At 43.4% G+C, this 24,530-nt stretch carries 23 protein-coding genes; 11 read left to right on the top strand and 12 right to left on the bottom strand.

The window, feature by feature from the left end; translation table 11 throughout:
• The 3 genes from codB to OCV56_RS19645 form a co-directional block, all read right to left on the bottom strand.
• On the bottom strand, window positions 1-1,239 hold the full coding sequence (gene codB, locus OCV56_RS19655; protein WP_086712563.1) for a cytosine permease: 1,239 nt from the start codon (window positions 1,237-1,239) through the stop codon (window positions 1-3).
• 746 nt (window positions 1,240-1,985) lie between these two features.
• Entirely contained in the window at window positions 1,986-3,209 is a 1,224-nt protein-coding gene (locus OCV56_RS19650; RefSeq protein WP_086712564.1) for an HlyD family secretion protein, read from the bottom strand.
• The gene (locus OCV56_RS19645; RefSeq protein WP_086712565.1) at window positions 3,203-3,553 is read right to left on the bottom strand and encodes an MFS transporter; all 351 of its coding nucleotides are present in this window, start codon (window positions 3,551-3,553) and stop codon (window positions 3,203-3,205) included. Before OCV56_RS19645 ends, OCV56_RS19650 begins: the two co-directional genes overlap by 7 nt.
• 133 nt (window positions 3,554-3,686) lie before the next feature.
• Here OCV56_RS19645 and OCV56_RS19640 point away from each other — a divergent pair, with 133 nt between their 5' ends.
• Window positions 3,687-4,694: an AraC family transcriptional regulator gene (locus OCV56_RS19640; RefSeq protein ID WP_086712566.1), complete on the top strand. Its 1,008-nt coding sequence runs from the start codon at window positions 3,687-3,689 to the stop codon at window positions 4,692-4,694.
• Window positions 4,695-4,704: 10 nt separating this feature from the next.
• Here OCV56_RS19640 and OCV56_RS19635 read toward each other — a convergent pair whose 3' ends face one another.
• Both OCV56_RS19635 and OCV56_RS19630 read right to left on the bottom strand, forming a co-directional pair.
• Window positions 4,705-5,607, bottom strand: coding sequence for an urea transporter (locus OCV56_RS19635; RefSeq protein WP_086712567.1), 903 nt, complete (start codon window positions 5,605-5,607; stop codon window positions 4,705-4,707).
• 70 nt (window positions 5,608-5,677) lie between these two features.
• Entirely contained in the window at window positions 5,678-6,337 is a 660-nt protein-coding gene (locus OCV56_RS19630) for a pyridoxamine 5'-phosphate oxidase family protein (RefSeq protein ID WP_086712568.1), read from the bottom strand.
• 90 nt (window positions 6,338-6,427) lie between these two features.
• On the opposite strand from OCV56_RS19630, the gene pdxR reads away from it, so the two are divergent.
• Window positions 6,428-7,885, top strand: a complete 1,458-nt coding sequence (gene pdxR, locus OCV56_RS19625; protein ID WP_086712569.1) for a MocR-like pyridoxine biosynthesis transcription factor PdxR — start codon at window positions 6,428-6,430, stop codon at window positions 7,883-7,885.
• 16 nt (window positions 7,886-7,901) lie between these two features.
• Here pdxR and yjeH read toward each other — a convergent pair whose 3' ends face one another.
• Window positions 7,902-9,167 (bottom strand): L-methionine/branched-chain amino acid transporter, encoded by a 1,266-nt coding sequence (yjeH, locus tag OCV56_RS19620; protein ID WP_086712570.1) that lies wholly within the window; start codon window positions 9,165-9,167, stop codon window positions 7,902-7,904.
• Between the two features lie 255 nt (window positions 9,168-9,422).
• Between yjeH and OCV56_RS19615 the strand changes: the two genes are divergently transcribed.
• The 3 genes from OCV56_RS19615 to OCV56_RS19605 all read left to right on the top strand — a co-directional run bounded on the left by OCV56_RS19615 (window position 9,423) and on the right by OCV56_RS19605 (window position 11,526).
• Window positions 9,423-9,884: an Lrp/AsnC family transcriptional regulator gene (locus OCV56_RS19615; RefSeq protein WP_086712571.1), complete on the top strand. Its 462-nt coding sequence runs from the start codon at window positions 9,423-9,425 to the stop codon at window positions 9,882-9,884.
• Window positions 9,878-10,798, top strand: a complete 921-nt coding sequence (locus OCV56_RS19610) for a LysR family transcriptional regulator (RefSeq protein WP_086712572.1) — start codon at window positions 9,878-9,880, stop codon at window positions 10,796-10,798. The genes OCV56_RS19615 and OCV56_RS19610 overlap by 7 nt, the downstream gene beginning before the upstream one ends.
• Window positions 10,799-10,911: 113 nt before the next feature.
• Window positions 10,912-11,526 carry a LysE family translocator gene (locus OCV56_RS19605; RefSeq protein WP_086712573.1) on the top strand — a complete coding sequence of 205 codons (615 nt, stop codon included), beginning with the start codon at window positions 10,912-10,914 and terminating at the stop codon, window positions 11,524-11,526.
• 111 nt (window positions 11,527-11,637) lie between these two features.
• Here the strand turns inward: OCV56_RS19605 and OCV56_RS19600 are convergent, their stop codons facing one another.
• Together OCV56_RS19600 and OCV56_RS19595 are read right to left on the bottom strand one after the other, a co-directional pair.
• Complete coding sequence (locus OCV56_RS19600) at window positions 11,638-12,801, bottom strand: alpha/beta hydrolase (RefSeq protein WP_086712574.1); 1,164 nt, start codon at window positions 12,799-12,801, stop codon at window positions 11,638-11,640.
• Window positions 12,802-12,854: 53 nt separating this feature from the next.
• Window positions 12,855-13,085 carry a hypothetical protein gene (locus OCV56_RS19595; RefSeq protein WP_086712575.1) on the bottom strand — a complete coding sequence of 77 codons (231 nt, stop codon included), beginning with the start codon at window positions 13,083-13,085 and terminating at the stop codon, window positions 12,855-12,857.
• Between the two features lie 272 nt (window positions 13,086-13,357).
• On the opposite strand from OCV56_RS19595, the gene hcp reads away from it, so the two are divergent.
• Window positions 13,358-15,019 (top strand): hydroxylamine reductase, encoded by a 1,662-nt coding sequence (hcp, locus tag OCV56_RS19590; protein WP_086712576.1) that lies wholly within the window; start codon window positions 13,358-13,360, stop codon window positions 15,017-15,019.
• Between the two features lie 101 nt (window positions 15,020-15,120).
• Window positions 15,121-16,194 (top strand): hybrid-cluster NAD(P)-dependent oxidoreductase, encoded by a 1,074-nt coding sequence (locus tag OCV56_RS19585; RefSeq protein WP_086712577.1) that lies wholly within the window; start codon window positions 15,121-15,123, stop codon window positions 16,192-16,194.
• 246 nt (window positions 16,195-16,440) lie between these two features.
• Here the strand turns inward: OCV56_RS19585 and OCV56_RS19580 are convergent, their stop codons facing one another.
• Window positions 16,441-17,877: a glyceraldehyde-3-phosphate dehydrogenase gene (locus tag OCV56_RS19580; RefSeq protein ID WP_086712578.1), complete on the bottom strand. Its 1,437-nt coding sequence runs from the start codon at window positions 17,875-17,877 to the stop codon at window positions 16,441-16,443.
• An 840-nt stretch (window positions 17,878-18,717) separates the two neighbouring features.
• Here OCV56_RS19580 and OCV56_RS19575 point away from each other — a divergent pair.
• Complete coding sequence (locus tag OCV56_RS19575; RefSeq protein ID WP_086712761.1) at window positions 18,718-21,282, top strand: hybrid sensor histidine kinase/response regulator; 2,565 nt, start codon at window positions 18,718-18,720, stop codon at window positions 21,280-21,282.
• A gap of 36 nt (window positions 21,283-21,318) precedes the next feature.
• Here the strand turns inward: OCV56_RS19575 and OCV56_RS19570 are convergent, their stop codons facing one another.
• From OCV56_RS19570 to OCV56_RS19560, 3 genes are all read right to left on the bottom strand, one after another.
• Window positions 21,319-21,555, bottom strand: coding sequence for an SMP domain-containing protein (locus OCV56_RS19570; RefSeq protein ID WP_086712579.1), 237 nt, complete (start codon window positions 21,553-21,555; stop codon window positions 21,319-21,321).
• 163 nt (window positions 21,556-21,718) lie between these two features.
• Window positions 21,719-22,345 carry a D-Ala-D-Ala carboxypeptidase family metallohydrolase gene (locus OCV56_RS19565; protein ID WP_086712580.1) on the bottom strand — a complete coding sequence of 209 codons (627 nt, stop codon included), beginning with the start codon at window positions 22,343-22,345 and terminating at the stop codon, window positions 21,719-21,721.
• A gap of 152 nt (window positions 22,346-22,497) precedes the next feature.
• Window positions 22,498-22,812 (bottom strand): DUF496 family protein, encoded by a 315-nt coding sequence (locus tag OCV56_RS19560; protein ID WP_086712581.1) that lies wholly within the window; start codon window positions 22,810-22,812, stop codon window positions 22,498-22,500.
• Between the two features lie 195 nt (window positions 22,813-23,007).
• Between OCV56_RS19560 and OCV56_RS19555 the strand changes: the two genes are divergently transcribed.
• Genes OCV56_RS19555 through OCV56_RS19545 form a run of 3 tightly spaced genes read left to right on the top strand, consistent with a single transcriptional unit; the run spans window position 23,008 to window position 24,236 of the window.
• On the top strand, window positions 23,008-23,208 hold the full coding sequence (locus OCV56_RS19555) for a hypothetical protein (protein WP_086712582.1): 201 nt from the start codon (window positions 23,008-23,010) through the stop codon (window positions 23,206-23,208).
• Window positions 23,209-23,264: 56 nt separating this feature from the next.
• Entirely contained in the window at window positions 23,265-23,921 is a 657-nt protein-coding gene (locus OCV56_RS19550) for a YceH family protein (RefSeq protein ID WP_086712583.1), read from the top strand.
• Window positions 23,922-24,236, top strand: a complete 315-nt coding sequence (locus OCV56_RS19545; protein WP_086712584.1) for a GIY-YIG nuclease family protein — start codon at window positions 23,922-23,924, stop codon at window positions 24,234-24,236. It begins immediately after the preceding gene.
• The last annotated feature ends 294 nt before the right edge of the window (window positions 24,237-24,530 follow it).

Genomic DNA, 24,530 nt, shown 5'->3' with positions numbered 1-24,530 from the left:
TTAAGCGGCCTGAGATTTCAGAGCTTTTTTGTTCAATAGAGGATTAAGCACGAGGTAACTGATTGCACCGCCTAACACTGCGTTCAAAGGAACAACGCCAGGTAGGAAGTGACCAGCGGCTACGCCTGTTGCTACCGCGATAATGCCAGCCCAGTTAACGGTTTGGAACTCTGCATTTGCAAAATCTTTGTAACGTTTACGGTTCGCGAAGAAGTCGGCGATGATTACGCCACCAATTGGTGGAATCGCTAGCGAAAGGAAGGTTAACCAACCAACGAAGTTATTGTATAACCAAAGCGCGAAAATCGTACCGATAATGCCGTTAATGATAGACATTGTAGTACTTGAGCGGCCAGTGATGTTAGATAAACCAAGCCCCGATGCGTAAAGTGCATTTTCATTGGTTGTCCAGATATTCAAGCCAAGTACGATGATAGCTGGAAGCAGTAGACCTTGCGCGATCATTACATCTGAAATGTCGGCCTGACCGGTTGCTGCTGCGCCTGCTGCGCCGAAGATAAACATCAGTGAGTTACCGATGAAGAACGCAACCATGGTAATTAACACTGCGCTTGCAGGTTTTTTACCAAAACGAACGAAATCGGCAGTCAGAGTACCTGCACTTACAAACGAACCTACAACCATTGCTAGTGCCATTGAGAAGTCCATCGGAGTTTCTGGCTTAATCAGTTGAAGCTGTTCTAGCCCGCCAACACTGTCTACGGCTGTCAGTACTGAGTAACCCCCTAAGATAGCTATCGCAGGTACCGCTATCGCTGAAAGTACCATTAGCGCTTTAATACCGAAGTACACTGTACCTGTCATTAATAAGCCCGATACGATGATTAATGTGTTGGTATCGATGCCTGTCGCTTTTTGTACTGGAATAGCAAACATTGCCACACCCACACCAAACCAACCGACTTGTGTGCCGCCAAGTAGGGCTGAAGGAAGCCATGAGCCTTTGGTACCGAAAGAGAAACGAGCTAGGAGGTGAGTAGAGAGGCCAGTAGATGCGCCGATGTAGCCAAGAAAAGAAGTGTAAATACCGAGGATTAGGTTACCGATGAGAACGGCGAGGAAGAAATCGTTGAATGAAAGACCTGTCCCGAGTGAACCACCGGTCCACATACTTGCAGAGAAGAAAGTGAGTCCAAGCATTACCATGGTGAGTGAAGCAACTCCTTTCCTAGCCGATGTAGGAACCGGCCCTAGACTGTAGTTATTATCAGCAGCCATTTTTTACCTCCGCAAATGATCAAAATTAAAATTAACGGTCGCCGTATTGCAGGCAAACGTGCGCATTATGGTGATATAAATCACATAGTCAATGCTAATTTTGTCAATAAAGGCATTTTAAAATCAGTTATTGTATTAATTTTCTTGTAAAACATGGGGTTATTATCTTTGTTTGTTTCAAAAAAATAAATAGAAAACGTTTTCTATAACGCATTGGCTATCTACTGTTCTTGGTTGGCTATGAATGTTTATTATTATTCGTTTGAATGGGTGTCTGTATCGGGAGGAGGACGCTAGGCCAAACTGCAGGCAAAAAAATAGCCAATCGCAATAATCGCAATTGGCTTATATATTTTGTGAACAAGAATAGGTTCACTAACAACGTCAGTTGGCTAGGTGACCCTCGGCTTAAGAAGGGTCAATATATACTTTGCAGTTAGTGTGCCAACTTTTAAAACCTCGAATATAGGCTGTTTAATAGCAATTTGGTGCGTATTTGGGCGTTTTATTTGCGTTTTTGAATTCCCTTGTTGCATTATGCAATTGCGATTTGCAATTGAATGCTAGTGCAGGGTGATCTAGCTGGTGATGATCTAGTGTCGCGATGAGATGAGCACGTTCCTGAGTTCTTTACCTTCTATGGACTCTTTCTACGCCTAAAAATATGGAATTTTAAGTAAGCAACCAAAAAAGCCCGTGCGACTTGAGATCGCACGGGCTTTGTCTTGTTTTATCTATCAGCCGTGTTAGATAGAGTAGAAGAAGTACAGCTGAGACTTCATTCTAATGATGATCCCGCGTATTACGTCTAGAAACGCCATAAAGCTGATAGGCTTCTCACCACTTACCCATGCTAAACCGACAGAACCAACAGGAATGTCGTAGCCTTCTGCTTCATCGATCTTTAAACGCACAAAGTGGTGCTTGTTCTGAAGGTTTCGACCTGTGGTGACACGCACCTGTTCATCGATACCGAGCAAGCTAGCCTGTGCTTCACCCGTTGCCTCAACAATGCCTTCTACGGTTGCAGAGAATATTTTCCCTGGATATACAGCTGTCGCAAATTCCGCTGGCTGACCAACCTTAATATTACGGATTGCTTGGTGATTGACTCGCATCAACACGTACTTCTCTTCGGTATACATCTGGATACGAGGCATCATAGAAACGCGCTGACCCTCACGTAGAATAAAATTCGTTACAAAGCCGTCAGTTGGTGCAGTGACCTTGGTGCTATTAAGATCCCATTGTGCTTGTGCCAATGTTGCTTTCGCTGAGTCCACCTCTGTCTGTTTTTTGCTTACGTTGGTTTCGGCTTTGTGAATGTCGAGTTTCGCGTTCTCTGCATCGACTTCTTTTTTACTCAGCTGAGATTCCAGCGTAGTGACATTATGAGTAGCTAAGTCAACCTTTGCTGTTTGTTGATCGATGTCGGTTTCAGTAATCGTATGTTCTACGACGCTGTTTTGCCTCTGGTAACGATCAAGCGTTTTAGATTGTAAAACTAAATCTGTTTTTGCTGACTCTATCTGTGCAACTGAAGCCTTAATGTCTTCTAGCGCCGAACGATAGCTCACTTTTGCAATGCTTACTTCTTGGCGAGCCGTATCTAAAGCAACCTCTGCTGACTCGAGCTGAACGCTGGCTTTATCTCTTGCGATGACATATTTGGTGTCATCAATCTCATAAATTAGCTGTCCTTCAGTTACATCTTGATTAGGGTGGATATGGACTTTAGTCGTCTTACCCGACACATTCGTTGAGTCTGGGCGCAACTGAATGTGTGGAGATTGCACAACTGAGCCTCCGGATAAATCCATTGGAGTAAAGTTGAGTAGGCCAACCCATACAAACAACAACCAAGATGTGCCACCGAGGTACGCAAACGCCTTGGTACCTTTATTCCAAGGCATACCGATTAGCCTAAGTAAGTAAATGAACAGTGCCCAAATAGCCAAGCCTTCTAACATGTTTGGCTCTCCTCATCTTGTTTGTCGGAAGTCGTTTGTTCCTTAGATGTTGCCGGTGATTTCCAAGTGTCTCTTAGATTGATGATGGCTTTTTCCATATCGACGAAGGCCAAGATCACAGCTAGTACCCATACCCAGTGCCATACAAAACCAATCCATGTTAATGCGGTGATTAAGCCAAGTTGTTGATGCTCTTTACTATGAGCCTTGTTGATTGGCAATTCATGGACGCGCCAGAACCCGTAACATGCAGCTGCAATGGTTGCGACCAATACCACACCAGCAACTACGTGTAATACGGTATCTGCGCCGGTTCCTACAAATGGGACACTAACTAAACTCATTGATAAACCCTAGGTTAAATTGAGCACCGAGTGTGATTGATATCAGATTTATAGCTTGAAATTTTACCAATTACTTTAATAATGGGTCTTATATGATTGGATCTGTAATTTTGTTGTCGAGGAATTGTGGCGGATGAATAATTGTAACTTCTTAAGAGCATTAGGAATTTTAGGAATATATCAATATGCGGCGGTGAATCGTGAGCTAGATATGGACTCTCTAGGCATTCCGCATTCGGTATTTGCTAACGCCATGAACTTAATTCCGGTTAATGAAGTAGACAAATGGTATGGCTTGCTTGAACAGCAAACTAATGATCCTGATATAATTTTAAAGCTCGCAGATAGGGTAGATATTGAGAAGTTAGGACCACTTGCTAATTGGTTTTTCTCGGGGCACGACCTCGCTTCAACCATTCGGCGTGTCAATATTGGATTGCACTGTTTGCAATCGGGTGCTTTCTTATACGGGGCACAAGTAGGTAGTCTTATTAAGTGGTGTTATGACAACCCTGAATATTCTGACACTGGTAAGGTTCATGACTCAGTCCGTATCGCGATTTTCATGATGAAAATTATCAGGAGATATCTAGGGCCTGATTTCAAACCAGCGTCAGTATCTATTGCTGGGTATCGTGAGAATGTCGACCTTTATCACGAGTACTTTGGCTGCAATATTCAATGGGGCCAGCCACGCACAGAGGTTTGGATTCCTAGTAAGTCGAGGTTATCGATTAATCAATCACCAAGCGTCGGTAAAATGGGTTTGGCGATGAATTTTCATGATCTAGATAATTACCTCAATATGCCCGATGCCGGTGATGAACATAAAGTGACTTACGAGATGATCAACTATAGCCGCCATTTCGGCTTGCCGACACTGCATAAAGTGTCCAGTCTACTGGGACTATCTGAGCAGCAGTTTCAGCGAAGATTGCACAAACTGGGTGTTAACTTTTCCACCATTATGGGGTACGCGTTAAGTAATGTTGCAGTGGAATTATTGAGTTATAAATTGTCTATCGACGAGGTTGCGAAACGCTTAGGCTATACCAATACTGCCAGTTTTAATCGAATGTTTAAGAAACATCGAGGCTTAACACCTAAGCAATATGTTGAGCGCTTAAAAACCGGCCTATAAACGTGCAGAGTTAACTTATGGTTCGCTTTTGGATTAGTCTGGACAAATAAACCATGCTCCACGTACTAAGGATGAAAGGGGCGGTGAGTGGCAGCAATGACAACTCATGAAAGCCAAGTGTAACAAGACAAGTTGCAACAATGCCTAACACAATCAATGGCCAAGTAATCCCTTGGTAGAGAACCAATGCTAGGGTAACAAGCACAGCATTATAGCCATAGAGACCTTGCTCTAGCAGTGCGTCAGAGACGCCAATCGAATAGCTAAATAGGGTGCTAATTAACACTGCAGAGACAACCCAAATCGCATGTCTCATATTGTTAAGTGCGATGGCGACCAAGATGATTAATCCTGATAGTGCATTATCGATAAAGCTGACTTGGCTGATCCCTTTTAATAACGGAATCAGCACCGCTGGTACGTTAGCCCATGAGTCTAATTCAATACTGATTATTGGCATCAGTGTTGAGTCAGGTGCAGAAAATGCCGTAAGCTCAAAGGCTGATTGGATAGCATAAATCAACCAAGAAGTGAGGATAAAGGCGCTGGTGTAGCCGCGATATTTCTTAAATCTGAATACGATGCTGGCTATCGGTACTGTCAGCGACGAGCCTAACATTGTCACTAAAACTAAAAATGGGGTGACGCCAAAGAAGTTACCGATAAACAGAGCAATCAGCGCACCATTTAATGCATACATACCACTACTAATATCGTCGGCTGATTTATTCGTATATTTAGCCAACACAAAGCTACAACTGGCACCAAATAAAGCAAGCATCGCCAGTGAAAGTGACTCTATAGAGATGGCAACCAGTAACAGAAATGACGCCATAACAGACGGTGTGAAATAGACTTGCCCAACACCGCTGAGCAAGCCTTGAAGTGGTCGAATATCCTTATTCTTCTGCATTTTCTGGTTATGTTAAATTTTTGATAACTCAGATTGTATACAATTTTCTCTAGTTGACCATTATAGAATGTTAATTCTGATACCAACGTTCACCATAAGCTGCTTGATAATCAGGTGTTTCAATAATGCCTTCTTGCTCTGGAACGGTCTCCAATGGCCCTACAACCGTTCGATAAGGTAATACGCCAGCCCAGACTGGTATATCCATATCAGCTTTATCATCATTCACGCCATGTTTACCAATTTTGACAGATGCTTCTGTTAAAGGTATCGCCAATAACTCGGTCGCGGTGAGCTCTTTCTCATTACTGAGCCTGACTTCATCGGTTCTTCCCGGGGCGATTTGCTCAATAAAGATATTCAACAAGCGATCCTTTTCTTGATTGTCATCTACGACTGAAAATGAACCCAGTACCACAGCAGAACGATAATGCGCACTGTGATGAAATGCAGAACGAGCTAAAACCCAACCATCAAACAAAGTGAACGTTAAGCAGGTCGGTACTCCCTTTTTGAGACCTTTTAGTAAGCGACTGTTTTTAGCGCCATGAATATAGACCATATCATCCACTCGCCATGCGAGCATGGGGATAATCATTGGGCCTTGTTCGCCCTCTAATGCAATGTGTGCGATTAAGCTCTCATCTATGATTTGATGCAGCTTTTCTTGTTCAAATACGGCCTTATGAGCCCCTTTTTTAATCGTGGTTCTTTTCGTGTTAGATAACATAATCGCTCCTTAATCATTGCCTTTTGATTAATGTAGCGATTAACTGGTCTATTAAATAGAGCCACTTTCAAACACTATTTGGATCCAGTTATGCAGCCTATCGATGTCGGTGATCTACAGTTAGACGAGCAACACGACACTCGCCAAACCGCTTTGTTTCATGCGATCAGAGAGAAGATCGTTCAAGATTTATGGAGCAAAGGGAGCAAGTTACCTTCAACACGTAAGTTAGCCGTCGAGTTATCGGTGAGTCGAAATACGGTGATCTACGCGTACGAACAATTGGTCACCGAAGGCTATATAGAGAGCAAGCGAGGTTCGGGTTTTTTTGTTTCGGTTGAACAGCCAGAGCGCTTTCTAAGCTTGTCTCAGCCAAAAAGTGTTCAGGATGCACGGAGTAAACACGTAACAACTAAACCGAGTGCAAATATAGCCACACCTAACGATATTAACTGCAGCTTCGCTCCTGGAGTTCCAGACTTAAACGCCTTCCCTTTTGCTAAATGGCAGAGGCTGCTGCAACGCCACTCTACACGTCAGAACATTGCGGGCAATCAAGAGGTTCAGGGAAGCTTGGCCTTGAGAGAAGCGCTGAGCGGGTATCTTGCAAGCAGTCGCTCGGTTCACTGTAGTGCAGGCCGAATCATTATCACAGCAGGTGCACAGCAAGCCATCTCCATCGGATTGATGGCGACGTTAGCGGTGGGCGACAAAATTCTTGTGGAAGAACCCGGTTATCGGCAAGTGCATAAAATTATCGATCTGTTGAGACTAGACCTAGACGGCGTGAGTGTCCGTGAAAAAGAGGGGCTCGATATTGAAAAAGTGTTGTCCAGTAATGCTAAGGCTCTGTATGTCACCCCGAGTAACCAGTACCCAATGGGCACAACCTTAAATACTGAGCAACGTCTTAAGCTGATAGATTGGGCTAACAAACATCAATCATGGATTATTGAAGACGACTACGACAGCGAGTTTCAGTTTGCTCATCGCCCTTATACCAGCATGCAAGGGCTGGCCGGAAAGTTAGGATTCGATGATCGCATCATCTATGTCGGCTCCCTGAGTAAGGTGATGTTCAATGGACTTCGATTAGGATACTTAGTGGTGCCAGAAAGTCTGGTGGCAAAGTGCCTTGAGATTAAAGATGCGCTCACTGGAGACACGGCGTCCCATACACAAGAAGCTTTGGCTGATTTTGTTCGTGAAGGCGATTTATTACGTCATATTAGAAAGATGCGTCGTTCATACAAACTCAAGCACGAAGCGATGATTGAGGCCATTCAAAGTGAGTTTGACGGTGATGTTGAAGTGATTAGCCAAGCGGCGGGCCTACATGTGACTGTTAAATGGTGCAACGGAATATCTGAGACGGAATGGAGTCGACGGGCCGAGCTTCAAAACATCATCATTCGTCCTTTTGATTTTTATGAATACGGTTCGAGTTATGCTCGTGATTGGAGTGGGGCGGTGCTGGGTTTTGGAAATATCCGTTTGGCAGAGATAAAGCCGAAGATCAAACAGATCGCTCGGCTTTTTTATCAGTGATATTGGTAGGATTCGTTTACAATTTGTCGATAGAAACCGTGGTTTTACCCAGCCACTTTCGCCAAGGGAGTGACAATGTCACAAAAATAGTCACGGCATAGAGCATCGACCAGCTTAAACAGATAAATACTAGAGTACAGATGACGAGTGAAACCATCGCAGTATATCTTGATGTGCCAGTCAGCAATCGGCAAGCCGCTAACATAGCGAGCAAGTAAACTAGAACAAAAATGCCGTTGGCGAGCTTGAGAAAGAACTCAAGGTCCAAATTAGATAGCTCACCAATTACACATGAGATCAGAGCGACGAAGCCAATCACTAAGGTCGGGTAAAGTGGTACCCCACGGCTATTGAGTTGAGCCATTCTACTTTCAGGACTGTGTTGGCGAGCTTGTGCCCAGATCATGCGAGACAAGCTTTGTGTGTAAAGGTTTAGGCTCGCAAAACAGGCAAAGAAACCAAGTACACTGATGACAGCTTTAAACCCATTACCAAACAGTTGTTCTGTTACCCATGGGATGGATGCGGCATCGAATTCAGGTGAACCGTAAGCCCCCAGTTTAATAATGACCACTGAACAAGCCCAGTACACTAACCCCGCAACAAAACAACCTGCAATGATGGCGATAGGGAAGTCACGTTGTGGATTTTTGAACTCCTCTCCCATGTGAGCAAAAGCTTCTATTCCGACAAAGCACCAAAACATGACGGCCAAAGCCGCACCGATAGACCACATTGAATCGGATGAGATGGCTGGAAGAGCAATATCGGTTAACGTTATGTTAGCTTTCCAGACAAAAGCACTAACCAAGGCGAAAATCGACAATGCAATTACGGTTTGTAGGCGACCAGAGGACTTGCTGCCCATCAAGTTGACGGCAATAAGCAGGGCTACGGTAAAGGACTGAGCACCAAGCGGTGTGTCGAAAGGTGCGGGTAACAATTGTTGAGCGAAGCCACCTGCCAAGGCAATGGCCGCTGGAATACCGACAGGGATAACACTAACAAACAGCCAAGCAACGCTTGTTTCCAATCGTTCACTGAACGCTTGACGTACAAAGTAGGCCGTGCCACCTGCATTTGGGTAGCGTTTTCCCAACGCAGCAAAGGTTAGAGCGATCGGACAAATAGCGATAAACAGGATTAACCAAGCCAGTAGCGACAGCTGTCCAGCAATGCCTGCCGCGATAGCAGGAATCATAAAGAGCCCAGTACCCAATAAGGTCGTAGAGAGCTGCCCGATTCCGGACACTAGCGTGATTTCTTGTTTAAGTTGTGTCATTCGCTCTCCTAGCTATTGGCTTATGTGTTGACCTTCAGGTGTCTGTCTTCTGATGTTTGGGTGATGTTATGAATGAGAGCATACATTGTCGCCATCAATAATACAGCTAGCGAAACGTCGTAAGACACCGTCATTTTAACGGTATTAATCAGATTAAGCGTGAAAGTGTCGGCTGTCATAATGGCTGTTATAAGTAGGAAAGTTGTGTCAAATTAGGCGTTATAAATAGTACAATAAGTGGAAAGAATCAGAAGCATGGATAAATTTGATCGCCAGATTTTGGATATTCTCAAAATCAATGCACGATGCTCAGTGAGCGATATCGCCCGAGATGTCAGCCTCTCGCGCTCGGCTGTGAACGCTAGAATCAAAAAGCTCGAAAGTGATAAAGTGATTACGGGTTATTGCGCTCAAGTGGCAGAGCCTAACCAAACGAAGAATGTGTGCGCTTATATTTTATTGAAGTTCGACATGTCAAGTAGTGACCATAGTTGTGAGTCGTACGCGAAACGAATCCAAAGTATTGATGAGGTGCAATGGTGCCACTCTATTAGCGGTGAGACCGATATGATGCTGTACGTAGAAGTGGAGAGCATGGAGAGCTTAAACCGAGTTCGCGATCAACTGCAAAGCTATCCAGATCTGCGCCATCTAATGACTCATACTGTGCTGACCGAGTTTTTTAACAAGCTGAATCCGACGGTACATTCATGTTAGGCAATATCAATTTAAACCTATTGCGTTCTCTGCATGTGCTTCTTGAAGAGTGTCATGTAAGCCGTGCCGCTCAACGTCTACATATCACGCAGTCGGCGGTGAGTCGTCAGCTTAGCCAGTTAAGAGATTTGTGTGGTGACCCTTTGTTGGTTCGTGATGGCAACAAACTGGTGCCGACCAACCGTGCATTGTTGCTTAAAGGCAAGCTCGATGATCTGCTTGGCGAGTTTGATCACCTGTTAGATGATAAACCCTTCGAGCCGCAAGACTGGCAAGGTGAATTAGTATTGTCTTCGAGTGATTATGTGGCTCAGTATATTCTTCCAGTGATTGTTGCAGAGGTGTCCGCTGAAGCACCGAATATCAATTTGGCTTATCGCCTGTGGCAGCCAAACTACCTTGAAGCACTGAACGAGTCAGGTATTCACTTAGCTTCCAGTATGTTTCCCACAAAGCCAAAACATGTATCAAGCATCAAGCTTGGTGAAGATAAGTCAGTGTGTTTGATGCGAAAATCGCATCCATTGGCTCACCAAGTGGCTTTGAGTGCAAAAGATATCGTCCACTACTCTCACATCAAAGTGACGGGTGGGGGAGACAAAGACAGCTACGCAGATATTGCTTTAAAGAAACAAGGCCTTAAGCGTAGAGTCGCACTGCAGGTTCCGTTCTTTTCATCTGCTGGAACAGTGTTGATGCAAGACGATTATCTGATGATAGTGCCGGAACATATCGCTTATAACCTAGGTCGACACCTCGATACCACCTACTTTTCGTTGCCGTTTGAAACGGAAATGCACACCTATTGGTTAATGTGGCACCCTAAATATGATAACGACTCTGCTCATAAATGGGCGCGAGAAAAGGCATTCCAAGCCATGCAAAAGTCGAGTTACAATATTAGTATGACTTGAAATCATAGGTATGATGATATTCTTTGATTTCAAATAATACCCTCGTACAAGTTAAGGTAAGTATCAAGTGTAGAGCGTTCAGTCGAGCGCATTGTTTTACTAGGAATGGAATGATGACAGTAACAATTTGGTTTTCCTTATTAGCGATTTGCTTGTTGGGTGCAATGTCTCCGGGCCCAAGCTTGGCGATGATAGCTAAACATAGCTTGGCTGGTGGCCGTATGAACGGGCTTATTGCGGCTTGGTCACACGCCGCAGGCATTGGTATTTATGCGTTCGCAACCATTGTTGGTTTAGCTGTTGTGCTTGAGCAATCACCAATGTTGTTCAAAGGTATCAGTTTAGCGGGTTCTGCTTATCTGCTTTATTTAGGCGTAAATGCGTTGCGTTCAAAAGGTGGTGTTGCCGCGAAATTAGAAGCGGGTGAAAAGATGAGTTACATGCAGTCTGCTCGCGAGGCTTTCTTGATCTCTATTTTGAGCCCTAAGATTGCCCTATTCTTTATTGCTCTATTTAGTCAATTTGTTGCGTTGGGAAATGAGTTGACCGATCAAGTGATTATTGTCTCAACGCCGTTGATTGTCGATGGCCTTTGGTACACATTCATCACTCTAGTACTATCGAGCCCTCTGATCGTTGAGCGAATCCGCTCAAAAGCGCAACTGATTGATCGATTATCAGGTGCTGTTTTGATTCTGCTTGCTGCTCGTGTGGTGTGGACGATCTAGCGGTAGCCCATACCTCGACAAGATAGATACCTAATAAAAAGGCTCACTAGACGTTATATCTAGTGAGCCTTTTTTGATTTCTATGGATTGACTTCGACAGGTTTGAGTTTGTTAGCCTTCAGAATTCAGCACGGCATCTAACTTCGCCATAGAATCTGAGAAGTAGGGGTTGTAAGTCAAACGCGCATGATTCTTCCCTTCTTCACGATAGCCCCACGCAGAGTACCAAACTTCATTGGTTGCATTACATTGTTCTTCAAAGCCTTCTGCTTGACCATTGGAGCAAATCTTCTCGCTGCCGTTGATTCCGTAGTAAGGGTTGTTTGGTGAGAACAATAAGCCCATGTGAGAACCGTTCGAGATGCGTTGTTCAGGTAGCTTCATGCTGTACTGAACAGCGCGAGGATCCTCGAGTTTCGTTTCTCCTTGCCAAACTAACACATTGTTTGGATTCGGCATTGATTCAGTAAACGCTTGCTGAACGTAGTTGGTGTCAATCACGCTGTCGCCTTCACTCATCATAATGAACACTGGCTTATCGAAGTGCTTATCTTCCAAGTCATCACGAACGACTTCTGATGTTTCGTAGTAAACCGATGCACCGTTCATTGGTAATGAGTTATAACGTAAAATATTATCTTCAGGATCTTGATCAGCCCATGTGACAAAGTAACTTGCTAGCTCTGCGTATTGAACGGCTGACGAGCTCGGTTGAAATGCAGGAGAGAACAGCAGTAACCCAGAGATCTTTGGGTCATGCATCGCTTGTGAAGTCACGAGATTCGCGCCAGTGGAATAGCCGCCTAGCCAAACAGAATCGTACTCTTGCTCAAGTAATTTTGTATGATGAGCTACCACACCTTGCCAGTCTTCTAGGCTTGGCTGCATTAAGTCACCCACGCGACTACCGTGACCCGGAAGCAATACGGTTCTCACTAAGTAACCCTGCTCAGCTAAATGGGTTGCAATGTCTTTAAACGAATAGGGTGAGTCGCCTAATCCATGAACCAGTAACACCGCCTTGCCATTTGGTGAGGTTGGTTGATACTCGGTTGGTGAATTAAGTTGGATCTCTAGTTGCTTGTCTTCCGTCATGAACACACGGTTTTTCAATAACCAATCTTGGGTGTCATTGACGTAGGCATCAAAGCTGTCTTGCTTATAGCTAGGCAACTCTGGAGAAGTTTCGTAAGCGGGTATAGATGTCTCGTTGGAACAACCAACGAGACTTAAAGTCGTTATGGTCAGCAGTGCTAGGAGGGGCTTTCTTTGCATTATGTAATGTTGTCTCTGTTGTACTTTTACTATGTCTGAAACTAAAGTTTAGGTTATTTTTTACTTGAAAGGTCTTCGTACTCACCTTCAATAACACCTGCGTCATTGGTTGATGAGTGATGAGTATTCATATGAGCGGTGAAACCTTGTTTTTTCATTTGATTCTGAATGCGCTTGCCAGTAATTAAAGCTGCAATAGCCAAAGGAATAGCAAGGATCAAGCTTGTGAATAACGCCAAAAGGCCAGTAAACAACGCAACAATCGTAACTAATATATTTTTCATATTCATTCCTCTTTTTCTATGTTGTTACTTTATCGCTTCTATTCTGAACGAAACATGAACGTCGTTAATTAATCTTCGAGAGTCACTATGACACGCATGTGTGCCCTTAAGGAGTTTATATGTAGTCATAATCACGCACTAAAAATATGGAATAAAGTTAAATTCAATAAAATCAGTTAGTTAAAAGTTGGCACGGTTGATGCTCTATAGGGTTTGGAATAAGTCACTGTAAGCAAAGTACTTACAGTTAATAAAATTATTGGAGCCCTTATATGTTCTGTATTCAATGTGAACAAACAATTCAAACCCCAACCGTAAAAGGCTGTTCTTTCGCACAAGGTATGTGTGGTAAAACTTCGGAAGTATCCGACCTACAAGACGTGTTGGTGCATTCTCTTCAAGGTGTTTCTTTTTGGGCCAATTTGGGCCGTGCTTGTGATGTTATTGATACTGAAATTGATGAGTGGGCGCCAAAAGCATTTTTTGCAACATTAACCAACGTTAACTTCGACCCTGCTCGTATCATCGAATTTGCACAGCAATCTCACGAGTTTAAGCAACGTTTAGAGCTGCAGGTTCGAGCGGCAGCAACGCTGATCGGTTTTGAGATCCCTGCGCTTTCTGCTGCTGCGCAGTTCGATCTTCCAACAGATTCTTCAGAGCTATTAGCACTTGCACCTCAAGCTGCGGTGAACCGTGGTCATGACTCTCAACACGAAGACGTGATTGGTCTTCGCCTTCTTTGTCTATATGGGCTAAAAGGTGCGGCAGCTTATATGGAGCACGCTCGTGTTCTTGGTCAAACGGACAATGCCATTTTTGCTGAATACCATGAAATCATGGCGTTCTTAGGCACTGATCCAACAGACCTAAAACAGTTACTTGATACATCAATGCAGATTGGCTTGATGAACTACAAAGTAATGGAAATGTTGGATAAAGGCGAGACCGATACATTTGGTCACCCTCAACCAACAACCGTGAATGTGAAGACTAAGGCAGGCCACTGTATTCTTGTTTCTGGCCATGACCTGCATGATCTCGAGAAGATCCTTCAACAAACGGAAGGCAAGGGCATCAACGTTTACACCAACGGTGAGATGCTACCTGCGCACGGTTACCCAGAATTGAACAAGTACCCACACCTTGCGGGTAACTACGGCAGTGCTTGGCAGAATCAGCAAAAAGAATTTGCAAACTTCCCAGGTGCGATCGTAATGACGTCTAACTGTCTGCTTAACCCAGATGTTGGCGCGTATGCTGACCGTCTATTTACGCGTAGCATCGTAGGCTGGCCGGGTGTTGCTCATCTTGAAGGTGATGATTTTAGCGCAGTTATCGATTGTGCTCTTGCGCAAGAAGGTTTCAAGCACGACGAGATCGAGCAAATGATCACGGTCGGATTTGGTCGTAATGCCCTGATGGAAGCAGCACCAGCGGTAGTTGAACAAGTGAAAGAAGGCAACATCAAGCACTTCTTCCTAGTCGGTGGCTGTGACGGTGATAAATCTGAGCGTAGTTACTACACAGACTTCACAGCTCAAGCGCCAGAAGATTCAGTAATCCTAACGCTGGCATGTGGTAAATTCCGTTTCAATAAGAACCAATTCGGCGACATTAACGGTATTCCACGTCTGCTCGATGTTGGTCAATGTAACGATGCGTACTCTGCGATTCAGCTTGCTATTGCTCTGTCTCAAGAGTTTGATTGTGGCATCAACGAACTACCGCTAACACTTGTTCTTTCTTGGTTTGAGCAAAAAGCGATTGTTATCCTACTGACTCTGTTCGCTCTTGGCGTGAAAGGCATCTACACAGGCCCAACAGCACCAGCTTTCCTAACAGAGAACCTACTAAAGATAATTCAAGACGAGTTCGACATGCGTTCTATCTCAACGCCAGAACAAGATCTTAAAACAATCTTAGCGGCTTAATCTAAGCCAACTCCCAAGCCCCGTTGTTGCTGTTCTCTTCGAACGTGCAGCGGCGGGGCTTTTTAGATTTCATTCTTTAGTATCAGTAAGGTGCGTGAACTATGTATGCATGGTCGGATAGCGATTCAATTAATTTAGTGTGTTTAAAGAAATGGCACGAAACCCCAGATACGGTCAGTTTCGAACTCGGCAATATTCCACAAGATTTACATTTCAATTTTAAGCCTGGGCAGTTTATTACTCTGGGTTTGGATATGCCGACGAAAACGGACTACCGTGCGTATTCTGTGGCTTCTTGCCCGGAAGATAATCGCCTGAAGCTGACGGTAAAGCGCGTGGAAGGTGGTTTGGTGTCGAACTTTATTGTTGATGAGCTTGATGAAGGCGATGAGGTTTCTGTATTGAAGCCAGCCGGTGCGTTTAACTGTATTGATTGCATGCCAACGGCAACTAAAAAAGTAACGCTAGTGAGTGCGGGTTGTGGCATCACTCCTGTGATGGCGATGGCAAAGTATTGGCTCGCCCAAGGCAGCGATATTGAGATAGATTTCGTCCACATGGCACGTAACAAACTTGAGACAATCTACTTTCAAGAGCTTCATCAGCTCGATGAAACACATGCTAATTTCAACTTAAAACTGCTTCTGAAAGACAACGAAGGAACAACCAGCCCTCAAGGACGTTTAGATAAAAACTGGTTGGTGAAATTGAGCCCAGATATCTTAGACAGAACGGTTTATCTTTGCGGCCCGGTGGGTTTCATGCAAGACATAGAAAGTTACTTGAAAGAACTAGAGTTCAACATGGACAATTTCTATCAGGAAAGCTTTACGCCTGCTACTCAGAGCAATAATTCATTAGCCAATAGCACCTCAGAAGAATCACAGCCAGAAGCGTCTGCGGATTCAAATGGCGCGGTTAAGGTTTTTGTTCCTGCATTTGGTGCAGAAGTTGAAGCAGAAGCGGGCACACCGCTAGCTGATTCATTAGAAAAAGCAGGTGTTCCAATCATTATTGCGTGTCGTAGCGGAATCTGCGGTTCATGTAAGTGTAAAGTGACCAAAGGTTCAGTGGAATCAAGCAGCCAAGACACATTGACGCCAGAACAGATTGAGCAGGGTTATGTACTCGCATGTTCGAGCTCGATTCAGTCAGATGTGGAGGTTGAGTTATAACAGGCGTGAAGAGAAGTTTTATAAGAGTGATTAAGACAAGGCTCTTGTCATCGAGATAAAAGTTAGAGTACTAGATGTAAAAAGGCCACCTAGATCAGTTAGAGAGAGCAGATCTAAGTGGCAACCCTTTTGTTTATACGGGGGAGTAAAACAAAAGGTGTTGCGAAGCCCATAACAGACTTCGCAGATATAGTTATTATGTTGTGGAGCTTTTTGCGTTGGACGTATCTACAAGAGCGAAGTTGATTAAACTTCAGGGTATGTCTTGTAGCGTACACCCATCATCTGTTCCATACAGTGAACAACTTGGCAGCTGTAGCCAAACTCGTTATCGTACCAAATGTACAACACGGCGCGGTTGTCTTGTGCGATAGTCGCAACACCGTCAACCACACCAGGGTGACGAGAACCAACCAAGTCAGTCGATACAATCTCAGTCGAGTCTGTGTAATCGATTTGCGCAGACAAAGCAGAAGACAGCGCCATTTCACGTAGGTACTCGTTCAACTCTTCTTTGTTTGTGCCTTTTTCAAGGTTTAGGTTGGCCACTGCCATTGAAACGTTTGGTGTTGGTACACGAATCGCATTACCTGTTAGCTTACCTTCCATTTCTGGCATCGCTTTTGATACCGCTTTTGCAGCACCAGTTGATGTTAGTACCATGTTCAATGAAGCCGCACGACCACGGCGGTCACCTGAGTGGAAGTTATCGATTAGGTTTTGATCATTCGTAAATGAGTGAACCGTTTCGATGTGACCAGACAGTACGCCAAATTTGTCGTGAACCGCTTTCAACACTGGTGTGATTGCGTTGGTGGTACAGCTTGCTGCTGAGATGATTGTGTCTTCTGGTTGAATAACATTTTCATTCACACCAAATACCACGTTCTTGATGTCGCCCTTACCTGGCGCAGTCAGTAGAACTTTCTTCGCACCGTTACACGCGACGTGTTGGCTTAGGCCTTCCGCGTCACGCCATACGCCTGTGTTATCAACCACAAGTGCGTTTTCAATACCGTAAGCTGTGTAATCCACTTCTTCAGGTTTGTTGGCGTAGATAACTTGAATAAAGTTGCCGTTTACGATGATTGCTTTACGTTCTTGATCAACGACGATGCTGCCGTTGAACTGGCCGTGTACAGAGTCACGACGAAGTAGGCTAGCACGTTTTTCTAAGTCGCCATCTTTACCACCACGTACAACGATTGCACGTAAACGAAGTGGGTAGCCTGGGCCGCTTTTCTCGATCAACAGACGAGTTAGCAGACGGCCGATACGGCCAAAGCCGTACAATACAACGTCACGAGGTTCTGTCATCGCATCGCCTTCAAGCGATTCGATAAGTGCAGTTTTTAGGAAATCATCCAACCCGTGTGTGTCTTCGCGATCTTGCCAGAATGAATGAGCAAGGCGGCCAACATCGATACGACATGGAGACAAGTCCATAGAAAGAAGGTGTTGAATGATGGGTTGAGTCTGTTCTGCTGTAAGAGGAGAACCAGTGTAACGTTTTGCGATGCGGTGAGCTTTGATGATGTCGATAGTTGTCGCGTTAACTAAGGTCTTACCGAAGAGGATAACTTCTACGCCTTTTTGACGGTATAACTGACCTAAAGTTGGAGCGATGGATTCAGCAATGGTTTGACTAGTTTGCCAATCTAGGAGGTGCTTTTCGGGACTCATCTTTACTCGGGACCTTTCACGTTAAGTTTCTGCATTCATGGCGGTTGTAGGGAAGCCAATCAGCATAGGGGATTTGAGGCATCAGGCTGTGGTCTTTATTGCCACTTAAATTTGCTTGATATGCCTTGTGTGTAACTTGTAATTTTTATGTGGCAGGATTGTAAGGTACGACTGGTTATTCTGCTAGGAAAAATAAATGTAGATAAATTATCTGCAAGTTGGCGTGATAATAGCCATAAATCAAGATTTCAGTATCGAGAAAGACTATTGACTTTAACAATCTGTAGCACTTAATTTTCGCCAAAAAATACTCAAATCAAAATATGATATGTAATGAAAGTCATACCGATCGTTCAAGGTGTGATCGTTAACTCAAGTTACACGGAATCGGTAAACAATAGATGAGCTGTTCAATGGGTTTTGCTGTTCGACTTTCGAATAGGCCTAGGTTGAGTGGAAAAACAGCAAGACGCAAACGATTGGATCTCACAAATTTAACCTTAATTTGTGAATTTGTTAGTACCTATCGCTGTAACTCGCTGCCTTTCTGTACTGGCAGATTACTCTCTTTACTTGTTATACGAGCGATAATAACTCGTGCTTCAACATGAAACTCTTCATTTACTTTCTATCTTGTTACTTTATACGTTGCACATTATTTGCCTTTCTGGACTCAGAGTATCGTTTGTTCATATCCAATTTGATCAATAACCTCTGTTAATGTCCTATTCTTTAGTTGGACTAGGTTAAATTACTTTCGGGAAGGGAGTAGTTATAAAAATGATAAACATGTCAATTAGATGGCGTCTAATTTTTCTTACCACAGTGTCTGTAATCATCATGTTTGGGTTTACAGTCAACCAAGTGTTCAAGAATCATACGAAGATAAAGAATCTTGAAACCACACGAATTAAGGTTGAGGCTCTTCAATCTTTTAATACGGTTTCAAGCTATGCGCATCGATGGTTAGTTCTGTCTAATGACTCTTCTGAGAAAGGTCAGTTGCTTTTAACGCTGCAATCAGAGTTGGATAGGCTTACTCAGTATGGGGCTCGATTGAAACAGTCTGACGCAAATCTGAATATTGAGCCTCTATTAGCCGAATTTAAAAGCGTGTTAATGAGCCTGACTAGTTTGACGCAAGGCTCGGGCAATCAGGAGTTGATAGAGAGGGGGCTTGGATTATTAAAAGGCGTATTACTTCAGTTATCTGAGTATCGTGTGACTTTATTGGACGAGGATATCAGTCGAGCTGACTCGATGTTCGTCCACCTTACTAATTACGTGTTTTGGAGCCAGAGAGAAGCGTGGTTGAGTTACAGTTTATATCGTTCGCCTGAGCGTAAAAATCAATATCTACTTAGCTATATTAGTGCCTTAGATAGACAGCAGCAGTTACTAGAGACTTTTTTCCAATCGGATACGAGCTCTCCGAGTATTAGACAACTGCTGAATACTGTCTCCCAAGACGAGTTTCAAGATAAGTTTGCATCGCGAATCCTCGAGGGAGAGCTCTCGTCACCTGAAATATATGAACACTTAAAAAGTCTAGAGGTTAAAAAGCGGGCTATTTCCCAAGCAATCAGTGCTTACACCAAGCAATTGCAGTTTGATTTAACAAACAATATTGCGTTGCAAAAAAGGCAAACCTTGGTGATCTCGTTCTTGATTCTTGCTGTTTCTGGTGTGTTATTGTGGTTGGGATCCATGATCTCTATACGCTTGAATAGAAATTTATCACTGATCTTGAAAGGGGTCTCTGAGTGCGCTGATAACGATGGCAAGCCCAATACCATAAAAATTTCGGGTAATGATGAGGTGGTTGAGTTTACTGAAACCTTAAATAGGGTAATGGAGCGTAACTACCAACGTAATCAAGAACTTATTGAAGCGAAAGAAGATGCGGTATCAGCTAATAAGGCGAAAAGCGCATTCTTAGCCAATATGTCACATGAAATACGCACCCCGCTCAATGGGATTATCGGTATGGCGGAGATCTTGTCTCAAAGCCAACTGAGTCCAAATCAGCAAGAAATACTTGGAGATATCGAATCGTCTTCTCATTCGTTATTGGTTCTACTGAATGACATTCTTGACTTGTCTAAAATAGAGTCGGGTAACTTAATGCTGTCGCCTCACAATGCCGATCTACGAGAAGCGGTTTATGACTCAGTGAGTGTGATTTTATCGAAAGCGATAAGTAAAGATATCGAACTCGACATTAATATCGACTATCAAACGCCGTCACAACTGTTTTTCGATGAGTACCGCGTGAGACAGGTGCTGACCAATCTGCTTTCTAATGCCATCAAGTTTACGTCTAAGGGCACGATTACAACGGACATTGCTTATACACCGATGTCTATGGGCAGAGGCAAGCTTGAATTCAGTGTATCTGATACCGGGATTGGTATTGAACCCGAGAAGCTAGAGTCCATATTTGAACCTTTCACTCAAGAAGATGGGAGTATTACCCGCCAATTTGGTGGTACAGGGCTAGGGCTTGCGATTTCACGACAGCTTGTTGATTTAATGGGGGGTTACATTACCGCTCGTTCAGTGAAAGGAGAGGGTTCTGAATTCACTTTTTGTTTATATGTCGATGTTGTAGAAGCTCCTGTTCAAACGTTCGATAATCTGAGCAGAGCGACCATCATCTCGAACTCTTTCAATTACCTCGACCAGCTTGTTAAAGAGTGTGAGCGTTTGAACGTGAGTCCTAATGTTGTTTCATCTGTTTCTACTCTTGATGACAGTTTAGAAGAGAGCGATTTCATACTTTATTGCCATACCTTGCATCATTCTATGGAGAAAGATCTTGCGACGTTGAAGACGCTATACCCTCTTGCCCGCGTCATCGTGTGTCAGCATCACCTATTTAAAACCAACCTAATCACAGAAACGGTTCACTCTACTCATACCTTGCCTTTCTTGGGCCGACGTTTCTTGACCAGCTTACAATCTCTCGATATAGGCGAAGAGCAAGCGCCTCAAGTGGAAGAAAAAGGTGAAGAGGTTCGCTCTCTGAATCGACGAATTTTGATTGTTGAAGATAACCTGATGAATCAGAAAATAGCGAGTTTCTTTTTAGAGCAAGCGGGATATGAATATTTGATTGCTAGCAATGGTCAAGAAGCGGTTGATGTGATCACTCAGGGCGCTCAATTTGATGCCGTGTTGATGGATTGCATGATGCCAGTAATGGATGGGATAACAGCGACCAGAGCAATCCGGCAGTGGGAGTTTGACCAACAAGCTACACCACTGCCTATTATTGCCTTAACCGCGAGTGTGTTAGAAGAAGACATCAAAGATTGCTTTGATGCAGGCATGAATGCGTATTTACCCAAACCTTATAAATCTCACCAACTCTACGATCTATTCAGCAGTCTTGATATTGTCTGATGGATAGCTTTTTTATTTCCATCGTTGGAACAAAGTTTAACGCACTTCCATGCCTAAACTGTATTGAGCAAGGCAGCGCCCGACATAACTGATTTTGACGAAAGCCGCCACAATGATAGTGCTGATGTGTGCAACGATCTGAACCGGTAATGAGAAATGATCAGCCATTGGGTAAGCGATGATAATACTGAGTAGCATAAGCAAGGTGGTAATCGCTAGGCTGAAGTTAGATACAGAAAGTAGAGTTTGAAAGCGTTGAGTCATCGTCTTCATATTGAATTCCTAGTTACTAATAGTTCTTTTGATACTTAACTAATAGCAATTAGCGATCCAACTTTAAAGTTGTTATTTATCAGTGGTTTGGTTTTGTGTGTTTCTCATTGAAGTCAAAAAGACATGTTGTTTTGTCGTGTCTTTTTGACTTTTATGTGTGTTTTTACCATTGCCTAAAGCCACAGGTATCAATATGGAACCGAACACCAGAATACAAACCTAGACCAACGTTATTTTTCTGACCAAACTCAGCATGAATCTTTTTGAGCTTTACATGCAGTTGTTCGCGAGTAATGTCATTTGCGGGTACTAAATCCAAAGCGCAAAACTCCAAGTGCTTGCTTTGCAGTGCACCGCCAGCTTGTTGGTTATAAATCTGAGTTCTTTCACCTGATACAGGAATCACGACTCCGATTTCAGGCTCAATGTATTGTTGAATGTATTTCAAGGTGTTGATCATATTCGATACATTCTTTTTGTCCGGAAGGGTAAATAAAGTTGTGTTACTCATTGCCCAGTCCGTTCCTTGCAACAGCACCAGATGTAAGGGCATGCTCTGGGTTATGCCCGCATCTTTTAGTTGCTGTCCTATCTCTCTTACTCTCTCTTCTGCGCGGTTGAGCAGCATCCAGCCACGAAATGCTGAACGAGTCGGAACCTTGTAACCATGAACGTCGACCACGAGATCGTCATAAGTGATTTCGTTCTCTTCGATATACAGTCTCTCAAACTCTTGTGGATAGGGTTGAGTCGATGACAGTGCTAAGGTAATCAGAATGGTTGAGTACATAAGATGACTCCATTGCTTACGTTGACTTGGCTAATGACATTTGAATCAGTCAATGAGTAAACCTAAGTATAGACACTGAAATTTATGTACAAAAAAACCCACTACAAAGAGTGGGTTAGTAACATTATTGCAAGTAAATTCGCTAGGTTAGATTACTTTTTACCTTGGATTTGCTTGTCTTCTTCTGTTAGTTCACGAATGCGACGGCTGATGTCACGGCGAGCTTTAGAAATCTCAGCGCTCTTGATGATGTGATCATCAACACGATCTTCGTAGTCAGCTTTCATGTTTTTGATAATGCTCAGAATCTCGTCGTGAGTCATCTCTGGCTTGATGTAATCAAGTAGGTTATCAAGAAGGTCGACACGCTTACGGTTGTCACGAACTTTCTTTTCGTTGTCTAAAAGTTCACGCTTAAGTTTGTTCTTACGTCGTGCTTGGTTAACAATTTCAAATACGCTGCTCATAGATTCCTTTTCCTATTCGTCAAATACGTTATCTGGTTCTGATTAAAGCACATCAATTGATGATGTAACAGTCTTTAGATCAAAGCAAAAGTAAGGTTGTTTAATTATTCGTCACTCTCGCTGATGTGTGATTGTTTTTATCTCACCGTTCAAGTTAGTATCCTATGTAGATACTGCATTGATACGAAATGTGAAATGAATCAACAACAATTAGAAACCGAAGATTTGGACGATAACGTCACTGAATCTTCAGCAGAACAAAGTAAGCTTCGTGATGCATATGTACAAGAGCGTACTTATTTGGAAGTCGTGGAAATAGAGCTAAACCGTTCTAAGATCATAATGATTGATGAACAGGGCAGAAAGAAACGAGTACCAATTTTGTCTGAGCACTAGTCACTGCATTGTTAGGCGCTGAGACGGAATTATTAAAATAATAAAAAGGAAAAACGATGAACACAGTACTTTCCCCAATTGAAGCGAGAATTATCGGTTGCTTGATCGAGAAAGAAGTCACTACTCCTGATCATTACCCACTGACACTGAATAGCTTAACAACGGCATGTAATCAAAAGAGCAACCGTGAACCTGTTCTCTCTCTTTCTGAATCAGACGTTTTAGATGCGGTTGATGGTTTAATCGGACGTCGCATGGTGAGCGATGAAAGTAGCTTCAATAGCCGTGTTAATAAGTATCAGCATCGTTTCTGCAACACTGAATTCGGTGATCTGCAATTTACAGAGCAAGAGCGTGCAATCATCTGTTGCATGCTGCTTCGCGGCGCGCAAACACCCGGTGAACTTCGAACTCGAACGGGTCGCCTTGCAAACTTTAGTGATGTGAAAGAAGTTGAAGCAACACTAGATAAGCTTGCTGCACGAGAAGCCGGTGCGTTAGTGGTAAAGCTACCACGTGAAGCGGGTAAACGTGAATCACGCTATCAGCACTTATTGAGTGGTGAAGTGGATGTTGAAGCGTTTGCGACGGCATCAGTAAGTGCGGCTGTACCCTCTGCAACGAGTGAAAAGTTTGAAGAACTCGAGTCTGAAGTAGCAAGCCTACGAGCAGAAGTGGCAGAACTTAAAGCTTTGGTTGAATCACTGCTTTAGATGTCTGAGTCTGATAAAAATGCGGATTGGGTCGTGTACTTGATCCGTAATCGTCACAACGCCCTTTATTGTGGTGTGACGAATAACTTAGAACGTCGATTTGAACAGCATCAAACCGGTAAAGGCGCTAAGGCTTTAAAAGGTAAAGGTCCACTTAAACTGGTTTGGAGTTTTGGTGTGGGCTCCAAAAGTGAGGCATTGAAAACCGAATACGCGATTAAACAATTACCCAAATACCGTAAAGAAAAACTGGTATCACTCAAATTGATTGTTCGGTGGGAAAAGGACAAAATTCAATATATCGAAGTCTCATAATACATAGCCAAAATATTTGTTATTGATTAAACCTTAATAACATAAGAGCCTACAATAAAATTATTTAAGTATATGAACTTAAAGGATAATTGTTATTGTTGTGATTCGCCTAAAATCCCCATTGAACTCCTTGTGCTTAATCTCTATTCCAAATTAACATATTGCTCATTTGGAATGTCGTTCTAATTATTGTTAGGCGCTATCATTTATCATCGTTGTCCTACATAATATCCATCAGCCATACAAAGAGATGGTGTCATGCTAGGTTAAAAAATGAGCCAAAGTAGCTCATAT

Source organism: Vibrio gigantis (assembly GCF_024347515.1).
Taxonomy (GTDB): Bacteria; Pseudomonadota; Gammaproteobacteria; order Enterobacterales; family Vibrionaceae; genus Vibrio; species Vibrio gigantis.
Note: the sequence above shows the minus strand (reverse complement) of the source record. Positions and strands in the feature narration are given on the sequence as shown.

What these genes read in the sequence shown, in the direction of transcription:
- OCV56_RS19545 (WP_086712584.1), top strand. Translation starts at nt 23,922, where the DNA reads ATGTCTGAGTCTGATAAAAATGCGGATTGGGTCGTGTACTTGATCCGT.
- pdxR (WP_086712569.1), top strand. Translation starts at nt 6,428, where the DNA reads ATGCAGCCTATCGATGTCGGTGATCTACAGTTAGACGAGCAACACGAC.
- OCV56_RS19580 (WP_086712578.1), bottom strand. Translation starts at nt 17,877, where the DNA reads ATGAGTCCCGAAAAGCACCTCCTAGATTGGCAAACTAGTCAAACCATT.
- OCV56_RS19565 (WP_086712580.1), bottom strand. Translation starts at nt 22,345, where the DNA reads ATGTACTCAACCATTCTGATTACCTTAGCACTGTCATCGACTCAACCC.
- OCV56_RS19570 (WP_086712579.1), bottom strand. Translation starts at nt 21,555, where the DNA reads ATGAAGACGATGACTCAACGCTTTCAAACTCTACTTTCTGTATCTAAC.
- OCV56_RS19615 (WP_086712571.1), top strand. Translation starts at nt 9,423, where the DNA reads ATGGATAAATTTGATCGCCAGATTTTGGATATTCTCAAAATCAATGCA.
- OCV56_RS19650 (WP_086712564.1), bottom strand. Translation starts at nt 3,209, where the DNA reads ATGTTAGAAGGCTTGGCTATTTGGGCACTGTTCATTTACTTACTTAGG.
- OCV56_RS19585 (WP_086712577.1), top strand. Translation starts at nt 15,121, where the DNA reads ATGTATGCATGGTCGGATAGCGATTCAATTAATTTAGTGTGTTTAAAG.
- OCV56_RS19550 (WP_086712583.1), top strand. Translation starts at nt 23,265, where the DNA reads ATGAACACAGTACTTTCCCCAATTGAAGCGAGAATTATCGGTTGCTTG.
- OCV56_RS19595 (WP_086712575.1), bottom strand. Translation starts at nt 13,085, where the DNA reads ATGAAAAATATATTAGTTACGATTGTTGCGTTGTTTACTGGCCTTTTG.
- OCV56_RS19575 (WP_086712761.1), top strand. Translation starts at nt 18,718, where the DNA reads ATGTTTGGGTTTACAGTCAACCAAGTGTTCAAGAATCATACGAAGATA.
- OCV56_RS19635 (WP_086712567.1), bottom strand. Translation starts at nt 5,607, where the DNA reads ATGCAGAAGAATAAGGATATTCGACCACTTCAAGGCTTGCTCAGCGGT.
- OCV56_RS19645 (WP_086712565.1), bottom strand. Translation starts at nt 3,553, where the DNA reads ATGAGTTTAGTTAGTGTCCCATTTGTAGGAACCGGCGCAGATACCGTA.
- OCV56_RS19600 (WP_086712574.1), bottom strand. Translation starts at nt 12,801, where the DNA reads ATGCAAAGAAAGCCCCTCCTAGCACTGCTGACCATAACGACTTTAAGT.
- OCV56_RS19555 (WP_086712582.1), top strand. Translation starts at nt 23,008, where the DNA reads ATGAATCAACAACAATTAGAAACCGAAGATTTGGACGATAACGTCACT.
- OCV56_RS19630 (WP_086712568.1), bottom strand. Translation starts at nt 6,337, where the DNA reads ATGTTATCTAACACGAAAAGAACCACGATTAAAAAAGGGGCTCATAAG.
- yjeH (WP_086712570.1), bottom strand. Translation starts at nt 9,167, where the DNA reads ATGACACAACTTAAACAAGAAATCACGCTAGTGTCCGGAATCGGGCAG.
- OCV56_RS19640 (WP_086712566.1), top strand. Translation starts at nt 3,687, where the DNA reads ATGAATAATTGTAACTTCTTAAGAGCATTAGGAATTTTAGGAATATAT.
- OCV56_RS19610 (WP_086712572.1), top strand. Translation starts at nt 9,878, where the DNA reads ATGTTAGGCAATATCAATTTAAACCTATTGCGTTCTCTGCATGTGCTT.
- OCV56_RS19560 (WP_086712581.1), bottom strand. Translation starts at nt 22,812, where the DNA reads ATGAGCAGCGTATTTGAAATTGTTAACCAAGCACGACGTAAGAACAAA.
- OCV56_RS19605 (WP_086712573.1), top strand. Translation starts at nt 10,912, where the DNA reads ATGACAGTAACAATTTGGTTTTCCTTATTAGCGATTTGCTTGTTGGGT.
- codB (WP_086712563.1), bottom strand. Translation starts at nt 1,239, where the DNA reads ATGGCTGCTGATAATAACTACAGTCTAGGGCCGGTTCCTACATCGGCT.
- hcp (WP_086712576.1), top strand. Translation starts at nt 13,358, where the DNA reads ATGTTCTGTATTCAATGTGAACAAACAATTCAAACCCCAACCGTAAAA.